Source organism: Stenotrophomonas maltophilia group sp. Smal13, assembly GCF_030236855.1.
In the GTDB taxonomy this organism is placed as follows: domain Bacteria; phylum Pseudomonadota; class Gammaproteobacteria; order Xanthomonadales; family Xanthomonadaceae; genus Stenotrophomonas; species Stenotrophomonas maltophilia_A.
The window spans coordinates 16,025-29,725 of sequence record NZ_JASJSQ010000010.1 but is presented as its reverse complement, the minus strand read 5'-3'; the positions used below and the strand labels follow the sequence as shown (position 1 = coordinate 29,725).

Here is a 13,701-nt window from a genome sequence, read left to right as displayed (position 1 = left end):
GGCGCCCGGGGCTTGTCCTCCCCGGGTTGCGCCACCATGTCCTGAAAACGCGGGCGCCGGGCCAGGATGGGTCCGGCTGCCCTGCTTCACGCGCGTCCCCGCGGCGTGCCGGTGCATCCTGCCGGCAGCCTTCACTGGCGTTTCAGCCAGGGTAGGGGAGGGCGCGTGTTAATCTAATGTGTCACTTCCGGCCCATCCCCCATGATCCAGCAACGCACCCTCAAGAACACGATCCGCGCCACCGGCGTTGGCCTGCACAGCGGTGACAAGGTCTACATGACCCTGCGCCCGGCACCGGTCAACCATGGGATCGTGTTCCGTCGCGTGGACCTGGACCCGGTGGTGGAAGTGCCGGCCAAGGCCGAACTGGTCACCGAAGTGACCCTGTGCACCGGCCTGACCTGCAACGACGCCAAGATCCAGACCGTCGAACACCTGATGTCGGCGCTGGCCGGCCTGGGTGTGGACAACATCATCGTCGAACTGTCCTCGGCCGAGCTGCCGATCATGGACGGTTCGGCCGGCCCGTTCGTGTTCCTGCTGCAGTCGGCAGGCATCGTGGAACAGGACGCGCCCAAGCGCTTCATCCGCGTGCTGAAGACCGTGGAAGTGACCGAGGGCGACAAGGTGGCCCGCTTCAGCCCGTACGAGGGCTACAAGCTGGGCTTCACCATCCAGTTCGATCACCCGATGATCCCGGCCAAGCAGTCGCGCCAGGAAATCGAGTTCTCGACGCTGGCCTACACCAAGGAAATCTCCCGCGCGCGCACCTTCGGTTTCATGCGCGACCTGGAATACATGCGCGAGCGCAACCTGGGCCTGGGCGGTTCGATGGACAACGCCATCGTGCTGGACGAGTTCCGCGTGCTCAACGAAGACGGCCTGCGCTACGCCGACGAATTCGTGCGCCACAAGATCCTCGACGCGATCGGCGACCTCTATCTGGCCGGTGGCCAGGTGCTGGGTGCCTACGAAGGCTTCAAGTCCGGTCACGCCCTCAACAACAAGCTGGTGCGGGCGCTGATGGCCGACGCCACCGCCTGGGAATGGGTCAGCTTCGACTCGCCGGCCACCCCGGACCCGGTGGAATATGCCACTCCGGCCTACGCCTGATTCCTGTAGATCGTTGAATTGAAAGACAAAAGCGCCGCCTTCCAGGGCGGCGTTGTCGTTTCAGGCGTGTCCGGCGCATTCAGCATGCTTGACGCGCGTCAAGGCCGGTTCGAGGTCACGGTTTTGTGAACCTGTTGGATCGGAAGCCTGAATTTAACGTAGTTTTAACAACAATCTAACGACAGGCCCCCGGATGGCAGCTAGGATGCGACCCGGCCCCCGAAATGTTTCACGCCGTGGTGACACGCGCGACGGGGAGCGGAGCCGGATGCTCCGTTGTCGTCAGGACCGCTTCTTCGGCTTCGAAGGAACGTCCTGCAGGCAAGCCAAGGCGTCGCGTAGCCCTTTGTGCGTGGCGGCTGAAACTGCGTGGGGTCCATTCCGGTTGTCGAGCGCTGGGGAGCGCGTGGGAGTGGGAGACGCAGTCTTGATGGTCACCCTGGTGGCCTTCAGCCCGATGGAACGGGCCGCGTCGAGCAACTGGGCTTCGGCAAGCCGCAACTTGGCATGCCAGACCGGGGACTCGACGAGAAAAACGAGGTGTTCCCCGTCCACATTGGCCAGCCGGCAACGGCTGCGCAGAGGTGGCGGCAACTGGGGGCGCAACTGACGGTCCAGCGCGTCGAGCCACAAGGCACGCCGCAGCGGGTTCCCGCTTTTGTCCGCCATCACCGCATCCAGCGCCGGCTTCGGCACTGACGCGGGGCGAACGCTGGATTTCGGCTCAGACATGAAAACTCACTGATGGCATTCAAAAAGATCGTAATCAAAACGCGTGAAGGACAGGCCAAAGCGTCGCCGATCGCGCGTTTGCGGTTCTATTTCGAGGACCGCCCCCGCGCCCTGCTGGGCAGCGTGCTCGGGGTAGGCTGCATTATCGGCCTTGCCGGCGGCATTGGCGCCAGCGCGCTGAATGATTCCCGCCTGCAGGCCAAGGTCGAGCGCCAGGATGCAGAGCTGGCCAAGGTCAAGCGCGATGCGCAGACCCAGGTCAACGCGCTGGCGGCCCGCCTCGGCGAGCTGCAGGCCCAGGCCACCCGCCTCAACGCCCTCGGCGAACGGCTGACCCAGATGGGCAAGCTGGAAGACGGCGAGTTCGACTTCAACGAGACCCCCGGTCTCGGTGACGGCGACGCCGGCGGCCCGACCAGCGACATCCCGGTCAAGGACGTCAACGCCGACTTACAGGTGCTGGAGCAGCGCTTCGCAGCTTCAGGCCGCCAGTTGTCGGTGATGGAATCGCTGATGTTCGACCACCAGCTGCAGCAGAACGCCGTGCCGTCGCGCATGCCGATCCGCAACAGCTACGTGACCTCCGGTTTCGGCACCCGTGCCGACCCGTTCGGCCGCGGTGCCGCCACCCACAAGGGCATGGACTTCCACGCCAGGGTCGGTGACCCGGTGATGGCCGTGGCCGAAGGCGTGGTCAGCTTCTCCGGCGTGAAGGGCGGCTACGGCAACGTGGTCGACGTCGACCACGGTAACGGCTACGTCACCCGCTACGCGCACAATTCGCGCCTGGTGGTGAAGGTCGGCGACCTGGTCCGTGCCGGGCAGGAAGTGGCCAAGGCCGGTTCCACCGGTCGTTCGACCGGCGCCCACGTGCACTTCGAGGTGTGGGAGAACGGCAACGTGGTCAACCCGCGCAAGTTCCTCGGCGACGGCGGCAACACGCCGGTCGGCCGCGTCAGCCGCGGCTGATGCCCCATTGGGGTGCCGGCTGCCGTCGGCACTACCGCCCCCGGAGTACGGGGGCAGCGCCGTAGGCGCGGGGGTGTGGAGGCGAGGTAAGTGGGGCCCACGGTTCGCGCAGCGAAGCGTGGGAGCGCCAGCGCGCATGCGCTGACGCGTACCCGGCCAGCGGCCGGCACTACCGGGAGTGTTCGGATGCCATTGCCGCCAAAGGGTTGAAACCCCTTGCGGCCGTCCCAAGCTACAATGGGTGTTGCCATCGACAGGGCGCCAGGCGCCCTGTTTCGTTTGCGGCGGACGGATCCCAAGGGGGAGGCCGGGCGTCGTGTCCATCCAACCCGGTTCCTTCAATGATCAACAGCCTGCTTACCCGCGTATTTGGCAGTCGTAACGAACGACAGCTGCGCCAGCTCAACCGCATCGTCGCCAAGATCAATGCGCTGGAGCCGGAGATCGAGAAGCTTTCCGACGAGCAGCTTCAGGCCAAGACGCCGGAGTTCAAGCAGCGCATCGCCGACGGTGAAGCCCTGGACAAGGTGCTGCCGGAAGCGTTCGCGGTCTGCCGCGAAGCCGGTCGCCGCGTGCTGGGCATGCGCCACTACGACGTGCAGCTGATCGGCGGCATGGTGCTTCACCTGGGCAAGATCGCAGAAATGCGCACCGGTGAAGGCAAGACCCTGGTGGCGACCCTGCCGGTGTACCTCAACGCGCTGGAAGGCAAGGGCGTGCACGTGGTCACCGTGAACGACTACCTGGCCCGCCGCGACGCCGCGCAGATGGGCAAGCTGTACAACTGGCTGGGCCTGAGCGTGGGCGTGGTGTACCCGGGCATGCCGCACAGCGACAAGCGTGAAGCCTACGCCTCGGACATCACCTACGGCACCAACAACGAATTCGGCTTCGACTACCTGCGCGACAACATGGCGCTGTCCAAGGCCGACCGCTACCAGCGCGGCCTGCACTACGCCATCGTCGACGAAGTCGACTCCATCCTGATCGACGAAGCACGTACCCCGCTGATCATCTCCGGCCCGGCCGACGATTCCCCGGAGCTGTACATCCGCGTCAACCGCGTCGTGCCGAACCTGGTCAAGCAGGAAGCGGAAGACGGCGAAGGCGACTTCTGGGTCGACGAGAAGGGCAAGCAGGTGCACCTGTCCGAAGCGGGCATGGAGCACGCCGAGCAGCTGCTGGTCGAGGCCGGCATCCTCGACGGCGAGACCGAAGGCCTGTACGCGCCGCAGAACCTGACCGTGGTCCACCACCTGAACGCCGCGCTGCGCGCGCACGCGATCTACCAGCGTGACGTGGACTACATCGTGCGCGATGGCGAAGTGGTCATCGTCGATGAGTTCACCGGCCGCACCCTGTCCGGCCGCCGCTGGTCCGATGGCCTGCACCAGTCGGTGGAGGCGAAGGAAGGCGTGCCGGTCCAGCGCGAGAACCAGACGCTGGCCAGCATCACCTTCCAGAACCTGTTCCGCATGTACAAGAAGCTGTCCGGCATGACCGGTACGGCCGATACCGAAGCCTTCGAATTCCAGAGCATCTACGGCCTGGAAGTGGTGGTGATCCCGACCAACCGCCCGACCATCCGCAAGGACAGCCCGGACCAGGTGTTCCTGAACCGCAAGGGCAAGTTCAATGCGGTGCTGGCCGACATCGAAGAGTGCGCCAAGCGTGGCCAGCCGGTGCTGGTGGGTACCACCTCGATCGAAACCTCGGAAATGCTGTCCGAGCACCTGCGCAAGGCCGGCGTGAAGCACGAAGTGCTCAACGCCAAGCAGCATGATCGCGAAGCGACCATCGTCGCCAATGCCGGTCGTCCGGCCGCGGTCACCATCGCCACCAACATGGCCGGTCGTGGTACCGACATCGTGCTGGGCGGTTCGCTGGAAGCGGAAATCCACGAGCTGGGCGAAGGCGCGACCGACGAACAGAAGGCCGCGGTCAAGGCCGATTGGCAGAAGCGCCACGAGGCCGTCAAGGCTGCCGGCGGCCTGCACATCGTCGGTACCGAGCGCCATGAGTCGCGCCGTATCGACAACCAGCTGCGCGGCCGTTCGGGCCGCCAGGGTGACCCGGGTTCGTCCCGCTTCTACCTGTCGCTGGAAGACAACCTGATGCGCATCTTCGCCTCCGACTGGGTGCAGAAGGCCATGCGCATGATGGGCATGAAGGAAGACGACGTCATCGAGGACCGCCTGGTCAGCCGCCAGATCGAGAAGGCGCAGCGCAAGGTCGAGGCCCACAACTTCGACATCCGCAAGAACCTGCTGGACTTCGACGACGTCAACAACGACCAGCGCAAGGTGATCTACGCACAGCGCGATGAACTGCTGGACGCCGAGTCGGTGAAGGACAACGTCGACGGCATCCGCGACGACGTGATCTTCGACGTGGTGGCCCGCTTCGTGCCGCCGAACTCGATCGACGAGCAGTGGGACCTGCGTGGTCTGGAAGCGACCCTGGAGTCGGACTTCGGCCTGCAGATGTCGCTGACCGACCTGGTCAAGTCGCACGAAGAGCTGGACGCCGAAGCCATCGCTGCCAAGGTGCAGGAGCGCGTCAACCAGCACTTCGCCGAGAAGGAAGCCGGTGTCGGTGAGGAAACCATGCGCGCGCTGGAGAAGCACGTGATGCTGACCGTGCTGGACCAGAGCTGGAAGGAGCACCTGGCGCGCATGGACTACCTGCGCCAGGGCATCTACCTGCGTGGTTACGCGCAGAAGCAGCCGAAGCAGGAGTACAAGAAGGAAGCCTTCGAGCTGTTCTCGGACATGCTGGAGAACGTCAAGCGCGAAGTGGTGACCCTGCTGTCGCGCGTGCGCATCCGCAGCGACGAGGAAGTGCAGGCGCTGGAAGCAGCCGAACGCCAGCAGGCCGAAGCGCGCCTGAGCCAGTCGCAGTTCCAGCACCAGGACGTAGGCGGCTACAGCGCCGACGAGGAAGCCGCGCAGGTGCAGGCTGCCCAGCAGGGCATTGCACAGGCGCAGCGCGATGAGCCGAAGATCGGCCGCAACGATCCATGCCCGTGCGGCAGTGGCAAGAAGTACAAGCACTGCCACGGCCAGCTGAGCTGACCCCGAAGAGCCCCGCGAAAGCGGGGCTCTTTTTTCATGGCGGCTGTTTCGCGGGGCTGATCCGGCCCGATCCGAGATTGCGCGGGCCGCCCTGTTCTGGGCATGCTTCCCCCATGGCTCCCCCCACCCGATCGATCCACGTCGTGGCCGCCGTCATCACTGACGCCCGTGGCCGCGTGCTGCTCAACCGTCGTACCGAGAACCGCGACATGGCCGGCCTGTGGGAGTTCCCCGGCGGCAAGCGCGAATCCGGCGAGACCTCCGAACAGGCGTTGGTTCGCGAGCTACGCGAGGAACTGGGCATCGAAGCCGATGTCGGCGAATGGCTGATGGATGTGCCGCAGCGCTACCCGGACAAGCACCTGACCCTGGAAGTGCGCCACGTGCGCAGCTGGAAGGGGACGCCACGTGGCCGCGAGGGCCAGGCCATTACCTGGGTGGCGCCGGACAAACTGGGTCGCTATTCGATGCCACCGGCCGATCTGCCGGTGGTGGCCGCGCTGCGCCAACCCGACAGCTACCTGATCACCCCGGCGCCGTCCGATGACGCCGACGGCGTGCAGCACTGGCATGAGCAGCTGCAGCGTGTGGTGGCGGCGGGCCAGCAGCGCATCCAGCTGCGGTTGCCGACGGCACATCCGCAGCGCCAGGCGATGGTCGAACAGGCCGTGCGCACGCATCGTCGCAGCGGGGTGCAGTGGCTGCTCAACCGCGATATCGAACGCGCGCGCGTACTGGGCGTGGGGGTGCACCTGGGCAGCGAGCAGCTGCTGGAGTTGTCGCAGCGTCCGCTGCCCGAAGGCCAGCTGGTGGCCGCGTCCTGCCATGACCTGCAGCAGCTGCAGGCCGCACAGCGGTTGGGCTGCGACTTCGCCGTGCTGGGCCCGGTGCAGGCCACGGCCAGCCATCCCGATGCCGTGCCGCTGGGCTGGAACGCGTTCGCCGAGCTGCGCGCGCAGGTGTCACTGCCGATCTATGCGCTGGGCGGCATGGGCCGCGGTCACATCGCCGAAGCGCGTCGCCATGGTGGGCAGGGCATCGCCGCGATTCGCGCGCTGTGGCCGGAGTAAGGCTGCTTCGCTCGCCGGGCATGGCCCGGCGCTACCGTGTGGGATGGGGGCAGTAGATCCACGCCATGCGTGGATGGATGCTCGCGATCACAACGTGATCCAGAAACACCCGTACTGCCGCCGCAACCCCAGCACCGTCGAAGCGCGCGACGCGCTGCCGGGCAGGGTCTGCTCCAGGCGCAGGCCGATGGGATGCCGCGCCACAGAGGCCACAGGGTCGGATCCCAACGCGGCAGGGCTCTGATCCTCATCCTGCGATTGCGGCAGCGCCTGTGACGGATACACCGGCACCACGTCCACCAGGGGCCGCCGCGCCAACGATTCCAGCTGGCCGAGGATGCGCTGCGCGCTCGCATCGGAAACCGCGCCCCACAGATACAGTGAGGACAGCCGATTCACATCGTTGCTGACGATGCCGACGCGCAGCGCGTCCACCAGTTCACTCAGCCGCCGCGGGCAGCGTGCCCCCAGGGTGTCGCGCTGCAGGGTGTTGCCGGCGGGCGCAGGCGGTGGCAACCGCGACCGCGCGCCCAGGCTGTCGCAGGGCCTGTCGGTGTAGACGCTTTGGCCCTGGGCATCGGTGCAGCGGTTCAGGCGCGTGGACTGTGCGTGGGCGGCGCTCGACAGAACGCACAGCGGCAGCAGCAACAGCAGGAAGGAAAGCCGGATCATCCTCGCAGGGTAGCGCCGATCACGCTTGCGCGCCGTGCTTTCAGCCCTGCAGCAGCTTCAGCACCGAAGTGGTCGGCTTGGCCAGGTTCAAGGTGTAGAAGTGCAGGCCGGGTGCGCCGCCTTCGATCAGGCGCTGGCACAGCTTGGCCACCACTTCAGTGCCGAATGCACGCACCGACTCTGCATCATCGCCATAGGCCTGCATCTTGCGGCTGATCCAGCGCGGGATCTCCGCACCGCACTGTTCGGAGAAGCGGCGCAGCTGGCTGAAGTTGGCGATCGGCATGATGCCGGGCGTGATGGGTACCTGCACGCCCAGCCGCCGCACTTCGTCGACGAAATGGAAGTAGGCATCAGGGTTGAAGAAGTACTGGGTGATCGCCGCATCGGCACCGGCGTCGATCTTGGCCTTGAAATGCTTCAGGTCGGCCAGTGCGTCGGAAGCCTGCGGGTGCGTTTCGGGGTACGCGCCCACTTCGATATGGAACGCATCGCCGTGCTCGGCGCGGATGAAGTCGATCAGTTCGGCGGCATAGCGCATGTCACCGGGGAAACCCATGCCCGACGGCAGATCGCCGCGCAGCGCGACCAGGCGGCGGCAGCCGATGGCGCGGTACAGCTTGAGCAGCTCGCGGATTTCCTGACGGGTGCCACCGACGCAGGACAGATGCGGTGCGGCATCGAAGCCATGGTGCTGGTTGAGATGGCGCACGGTCTCGGAGGTATAGCTCAGGGTCGAGCCACCGGCGCCGAAGGTACACGACACGTACTCGGGACCGTAGTCCTTCAGCCTGGCCGCGGCGCGGTCCAGCTGGCTGCGCTGTTCGTCGGTCTTGGGCGGATAGAACTCGAAGCTGATGGCGGTCATGGCACGGGCGGCAGCGGCGGGTGCGGATTAGTATATCGCTTCATCAAGATGGATGTTGTCAATTTGTGCGGGCGTACATCGTCAGCCGCCTGCGACCGTTCGCCCCGGCGATCGGCCGCTGCTCCGAAATCGCCCCCCGGGTGCCATGGCCGGCGGCACGCTGAGCCCATCCCGGCACCACCCACCTGATGAAGGAGCAGACGATGAAGATCTTCCTGGCACTCTGGTACGCAATGAAGGCGCTGGCCCGGCTGGCGATGATCGGCATGGCGATGGCCGTGCTCGGCTCCGGCTCGGCGCACGCCGCCAGCGCCCCGGCGGCGGGCAAGGTGCAGGTCGAGGTGGTCGGCAAGGGCCGCCCGCTGCTGATGATTCCCGGCCTCAACAGCAGCGCCGAGGTGTGGCGCGAGACCTGCCTGGCCCTGAAGGATGTGCAGTGCCATCTGGTGCAGCTGCCCGGCTTTGCCGGTGCGCTCGCGGCCGATCCGCGCCCGGTCGAGTTCCTGCCGGCGATGCGCGGGCAGCTGCTGGCCTACCTGCATGACCAGCATCTGGGCCCGGTGGTGGTGGTTGGCCACAGCCTCGGTGGCCTGCTGGGCCTGCAGATGGCGCAGGCCGAGCCGAAGGCGGTCAGCGCGCTGGTGGTGGTTGACGCCCTGCCATTCCTGCCGGCCGCGCGTGACCCGAAGGCCACCGCTGACAGCGTGCGGCCGGTGGCCGACCAGCTGCGCAAGGGCATGCTGGCCGCCGACGCCGCGCAATGGCAGGCGCAGTTGAAGGCGGGCCTGCCGGGCATGACCCGCGATCCGCAGCGCCAGGCCGAACTGGGCCGCTGGGGCGAAGACAGCGATCGCCAGACCACGGCCGATGCCATGCATGCGGTGATGACCACTGACCTGCGTGACAGCATTGCCTCGATCACCGCACCGACGCTGGTGCTGGGCAGCTGGGCCGGCTACCAGCCGATGGGTGGCACCGAGGACGGCACCCGGGCGGTGTTCCAGTCGCAGTACGCGAAACTGCAGGGCGTACAGATCGCGATGAGCGCGCAGGGTTTCCACTTCCTGATGTGGGATGATCCGCGCTGGTTGCAGGAACAGGTGCAGGCCTTCCTCGACCGCCACCACTGAGTTTCAACACGCCTCGGAATGGACATGCCGGATTCCTCCTCGACGGTACGCTTCTGGCTGCTCAATGCGCTGGTATGGGCGCTCTATGGCGTTGCCGGAATCGGCCTGCGCCAAGCCTATTTCAGCGATGCCGGAAGCGCAGGCGTGTTGATCACGCTGGGCCTGGCGTTGGCCCTGTTCGGATGCAGCGGTGCCATCCGCGCGCTGGCGCTGCGTGCAGACTGGTGGGCGCGCGGAACGGCCGGGCTGTTGCTGCGGCTGGCGCTGTCGGTGGCATTGGGCGCGGCAGTGGCGCAGCTGCTGGTGAACATCGCGCTGCACTCGGCGCTGGCCTGGAACTGGGTGAGCCTGGGGCGGCAGACGGCCGACTTCAGCCCCAAGGCGCTGCTGCTCTACTGGTACACCACTGCGGTGATGCTGGCCCTGTGGGCAGCGCTTTGGGCAAGCCTGCACAGCCTGCGCCGGATACGCGGGGCGGAACTGGCCCGCCTGCGCGCCGAAGCCGAGCGCAGTGCGCTGGAACGCGATGCGCTGCGTGCACGGCTCAACCCGCACTTCATGTTCAATGCGCTGAACAACCTGCGCGCGCTGATCCTGGAAGATCCTGAGCGTGCGCGCGACATGGTCACCCGCCTGTCACGCACGCTGCGCCAGGCGCTGGCGCACAACCGCAGCGAGCAGGTCACGCTGGCCGAGGAACTGGCGGTGGTCGACGACTATCTGGCAATCGAGGCGATCCACTTCGAGCAGCGCCTGCAGGTGCGGCGGCAGATCGATGCCGATGCCATGCAGGCGCAGTTGCCGGCGATGGCACTACAGCTGCTGGTGGAAAACGCGATCAAGCACGGCATCGCCAGCCGCCCCGGCGGCGGCGAGGTGCAGATCCGTGCCACGCTGGACAATGACGTGCTGCGCCTGCAGGTGGATAATCCGCTGGGCAGCGCCAACGAGCCCACCCCTGGGCATGGCGTCGGCCTGGCCTACCTGCGTGCGCAGCTCGGTACGCAAGGTCGTTTCATCCTGCAGCCGGTCGGCGACCGCATGCGGGCCCTGCTGGAGATTCCGCAATGAATGGCGTGCTGCGCGTGTTGATCGTTGATGATGCGCGGCTGGCGCGGCAGGAGCTGCGCACGCTGTTGTCGGCGCTGCCGTGGGTGCAGTGCGTGGGCGAGGCCGACGATGTGCCGGCCGCGCGCGAGGCGATCGCCACACTGGCGCCGGACCTGGTGCTGCTGGATGTGCAGATGCCCTCCGGCAGTGGCTTCGATGTGCTGGATGGGCTGGAGACGGTGCCGGCGGTGATCTTCGTTACTGCCTACGACGCCTACGCGGTGCGCGCGTTCCAGGCCAATGCGCTGGACTATCTGGTGAAGCCGGTCGAGGCACCGCGCTTGCTGGAAGCGTTGCAGCGGGCGCGCCAGCGCGAGGTGGTGGCGGGCGAAACGCCGGAGCCGCGCAGCACGCTGGGCGCGCAGGACCAGGTGTTCGTGCGCGAGGGCGAACGCTGCTGGTTCGTGGCGGTCTCGGAGATCCGCCGGCTGGTAGTGGATGGCAACTACACGCGGCTGTGGTTCCGCGACCAGAACGCGTTGCTGACCCGCAGCCTGAGTGCGCTGGAGGCACGCCTGCCGCCGGATCTGTTCTTCCGTGCCAACCGCAACACGCTGGTCAACCTGCGCCGTATCCGAGGCGTGACGCCCAGCATCGCTGATGGTTATGACCTGGCGCTGGATGACGGCAGCGAGGTGGAGGTGTCGCGGCGGCAGGCGCGTGAACTGCGCGAGCGGATGGCGTTGTAGTTGCCGCTACAGCTCGGCACTGACCGGGCTGGTGATGAAGCCCCACAGCAGGCGCGCCATCACCGCCGGTGAACGTGCCTGCGCGCGGGCGTAGGCGAGCAGTGCATCCAGCCGCGAGCGGTCGTAGAGGTGTCCGGCCAGCAGCACCGCGTGCACACGACGGGTGTTGGCGGTGTCCTGCAGCGGGTTGCCGTCGAGCAATACCAGGTCGGCGGCTTTGCCGACCTCGACACTGCCATGCGATGCCTGCAGCTCCAGATGACGCGCCGCGTGCAGCGTTGCCGCGCGCAGCACGTCGGCCTGGCTCAGGCCTGCCTGCCGCAGCCACTGCAGTTCCTCGTGATAGCGGAAGCCACCCAGCCCGGTATCGGTGCCGACCAGCACACTGACGCCGGCACGGTGCGCGGCACCGGTGAGGGCCAGTCCATGCTCGAAGTACGCCTTCAACGCGTCTTCGCCGCGCAGGCCAGGATAGCGTTCGGTGGTGGCCGTCAGATCATCGCGCCATGCCCAGCGCGAAAGTGGATCGAGATAGGCCAGACGTGGATCGTTGATGAAGACGGGGTCGCGCGCACGCGCATCCTCTTCGCGGGTGACATGGGTGGGTACGAACGCGGCGCCGCTGGCCTGCATCAAGCCGAACGCCTCATTGCACACGGAAGGCTGGTAGCCACCGACCATGCGTTCGGCCAGTGCGGTCGGATCTTCGCCATCCAGCGTACCGCCGCGCCACGCGGCGGCGTTGTCGAAGCAATGACGCACGAACAGGTGCGCATGCTCGAAACTGCGCTGGCCTGCCTGAAGCGCGCCCTCCAGCGGCACCGCCCTGGGCAGGTGGCCGACCAGCGGGCGATGCAGGTGCCGCGCTTCGCTGGCCAGCCGCTGGTAGGTATCCGCACGCAACCGGTTGTAGACCTTCAACGCGTCGACACCGCGCGCGCTGTACGTGCGCGCACGCTGTGCCGCGGTGTCCGGCGCCAACGCTGGATCTTCGAAATAGAAGCTGGCGATCTGCACGAAGCGCGGTGCGACCTGCTGGCCGGCAACGGCCTGTGCGGTCCAGCGGCGCTTGTCGGCCACGCAGGCGATCAGCGGATCGGTAGCCTGCGGGCAGTCCATCATGTCGCGGGTGCCGGTGATGCCATTGGCCAGCATCAGCGGGAACTGCAGCTGCGGCGACAGCTGCAGGGCGTGGGTGTGCATGTCCCAGAAGCCAGGCAGCAGCCAGCGGCCGCCGGCGTCGAAGACCGGCAACGCTGCATCGGCAATGCCTTCGCCGACGGCGGTGATCGTGCCGTTGCGGATGGTGACCGTGGTGGGTTCGCTGACCTGGCCGCGCGCGACGTCCACCACCCGCGCGTTGACGATCATGCGGCTGTTACCCGGCTCGGGCAACGGCGGTGCCGACAGCGGCCAGAGCAGAGCGGCGGCGAACAGCAATGGCGGCGCCAGCAGCAGAATGGTCAGGACGATCTGCCATCGCCGACGGTGGGCGGAACGGGGCAACGCGCGTGCTACATCCATGAGCCGGCGATCCTTGCATTGGGTCGCCCGCAGGGTGCTGCAAGCCGGACGCGGGCGCCAGTGACCATCGGCATCCGCCCCTGCCTGTCGCCGGGGCGGTTACCCTGTGCGGTGGAACCCCTGATCACGCCCCGCCATGTCCATCGTCCTCACCGACTTCGCCCGTCCCCGCCTGTTCCCGCGCGTGCCGCGCGGCAACACCATCCAGGATTGCACTGCCGAGCAGTTCGAGGCACACCTCAATGCGCACGCGCCGCTGAAGGTGCTCGATGGCTACGCGCCGTTCTGCAAGCTGTTCGTCTACGAGAACTGGACCAGCACGCGTTGCCTGACGGTGCCGGTCACCGACGCCAACCGCCACCAGCTGCGCAGCGGCTACGAGGCGCGCAACCGAGAGGAACTGCCGGTACTGGTGCGCTGGTTCGAGGGCGTGGAGTCGCCGCGCGCGAACTATCTGGTGGTGATCCTGTACAGCGCCGGGCAGCTGGCGAAGGAGGGTTCGCCGATCGAGGCCGACTGGGGCATCGTCGGCTGTATCTACACCGCCGAACCCGAAGAGGTACCGATGGCACCGATCACCATGATGCGCAATGCACTGGGCGTGGAGGAGGGCGGTTCCGGTGTGCCGCTGGATCGCGAGGCTTACCAGCGCTCCGTCGCGTTCTGGGAGAACAACGCCAACTGGCGGCCGTGAGCCCACGCTGCGGCCGGACAGTCGGCATGTGAACAGGGAAGATTGCAGCGGGGCGC

The 13,701-nt window shown here is 66.9% G+C and carries 12 protein-coding genes; 8 read left to right on the top strand and 4 right to left on the bottom strand.

The features are described from left to right. Positions 1-201 precede the first annotated feature (201 nt). Positions 202-1,113, top strand: a complete 912-nt coding sequence (gene lpxC / locus QRO95_RS05455) for a UDP-3-O-acyl-N-acetylglucosamine deacetylase (RefSeq protein ID WP_005408085.1) — start codon at positions 202-204, stop codon at positions 1,111-1,113. Positions 1,114-1,395: 282 nt separating this feature from the next. Here the strand turns inward: lpxC and QRO95_RS05450 are convergent, their stop codons facing one another. Beyond that, the gene (locus QRO95_RS05450; protein ID WP_005408086.1) at positions 1,396-1,845 is read right to left on the bottom strand and encodes a DUF721 domain-containing protein; all 450 of its coding nucleotides are present in this window, start codon (positions 1,843-1,845) and stop codon (positions 1,396-1,398) included. A gap of 12 nt (positions 1,846-1,857) precedes the next feature. On the opposite strand from QRO95_RS05450, the gene QRO95_RS05445 reads away from it, so the two are divergent. The 3 genes from QRO95_RS05445 (at position 1,858) to QRO95_RS05435 (ending at position 6,958) form a co-directional block, all read left to right on the top strand. Continuing rightward, the gene (locus QRO95_RS05445; protein ID WP_107432410.1) at positions 1,858-2,814 is read left to right on the top strand and encodes a M23 family metallopeptidase; all 957 of its coding nucleotides are present in this window, start codon (positions 1,858-1,860) and stop codon (positions 2,812-2,814) included. Positions 2,815-3,155: 341 nt separating this feature from the next. Next, the gene (gene secA / locus QRO95_RS05440) at positions 3,156-5,888 is read left to right on the top strand and encodes a preprotein translocase subunit SecA (RefSeq protein WP_285301867.1); all 2,733 of its coding nucleotides are present in this window, start codon (positions 3,156-3,158) and stop codon (positions 5,886-5,888) included. 113 nt (positions 5,889-6,001) lie between these two features. Continuing rightward, positions 6,002-6,958 (top strand): Nudix family hydrolase, encoded by a 957-nt coding sequence (locus QRO95_RS05435; protein ID WP_134951140.1) that lies wholly within the window; start codon positions 6,002-6,004, stop codon positions 6,956-6,958. A gap of 87 nt (positions 6,959-7,045) precedes the next feature. Here the strand turns inward: QRO95_RS05435 and QRO95_RS05430 are convergent, their stop codons facing one another. Both QRO95_RS05430 and metF read right to left on the bottom strand, forming a co-directional pair. Beyond that, positions 7,046-7,630: a DUF4124 domain-containing protein gene (locus tag QRO95_RS05430; protein ID WP_285301866.1), complete on the bottom strand. Its 585-nt coding sequence runs from the start codon at positions 7,628-7,630 to the stop codon at positions 7,046-7,048. Between the two features lie 40 nt (positions 7,631-7,670). Further along, entirely contained in the window at positions 7,671-8,498 is an 828-nt protein-coding gene (gene metF / locus QRO95_RS05425; protein WP_049399801.1) for a methylenetetrahydrofolate reductase [NAD(P)H], read from the bottom strand. A 203-nt stretch (positions 8,499-8,701) separates the two neighbouring features. On the opposite strand from metF, the gene QRO95_RS05420 reads away from it, so the two are divergent. From QRO95_RS05420 to QRO95_RS05410, 3 genes are read left to right on the top strand one after another with little or no spacing between them, the layout of a single operon-like run. Further along, a complete protein-coding gene (locus QRO95_RS05420) occupies positions 8,702-9,628 on the top strand; it encodes an alpha/beta fold hydrolase (protein WP_121504881.1) in 927 nt (308 codons plus the stop codon). 24 nt (positions 9,629-9,652) lie between these two features. After that, positions 9,653-10,699: a sensor histidine kinase gene (locus QRO95_RS05415; protein WP_285301863.1), complete on the top strand. Its 1,047-nt coding sequence runs from the start codon at positions 9,653-9,655 to the stop codon at positions 10,697-10,699. Beyond that, positions 10,696-11,427 carry a LytTR family DNA-binding domain-containing protein gene (locus tag QRO95_RS05410; RefSeq protein WP_285301862.1) on the top strand — a complete coding sequence of 244 codons (732 nt, stop codon included), beginning with the start codon at positions 10,696-10,698 and terminating at the stop codon, positions 11,425-11,427. The genes QRO95_RS05415 and QRO95_RS05410 overlap by 4 nt, the downstream gene beginning before the upstream one ends. 6 nt (positions 11,428-11,433) lie before the next feature. Here the strand turns inward: QRO95_RS05410 and QRO95_RS05405 are convergent, their stop codons facing one another. Beyond that, positions 11,434-12,951 (bottom strand): amidohydrolase family protein, encoded by a 1,518-nt coding sequence (locus QRO95_RS05405; protein ID WP_285301860.1) that lies wholly within the window; start codon positions 12,949-12,951, stop codon positions 11,434-11,436. A 136-nt stretch (positions 12,952-13,087) separates the two neighbouring features. On the opposite strand from QRO95_RS05405, the gene QRO95_RS05400 reads away from it, so the two are divergent. Further along, positions 13,088-13,645, top strand: a complete 558-nt coding sequence (locus QRO95_RS05400) for a DUF3228 family protein (protein WP_065722784.1) — start codon at positions 13,088-13,090, stop codon at positions 13,643-13,645. Positions 13,646-13,701 lie beyond the last annotated feature (56 nt).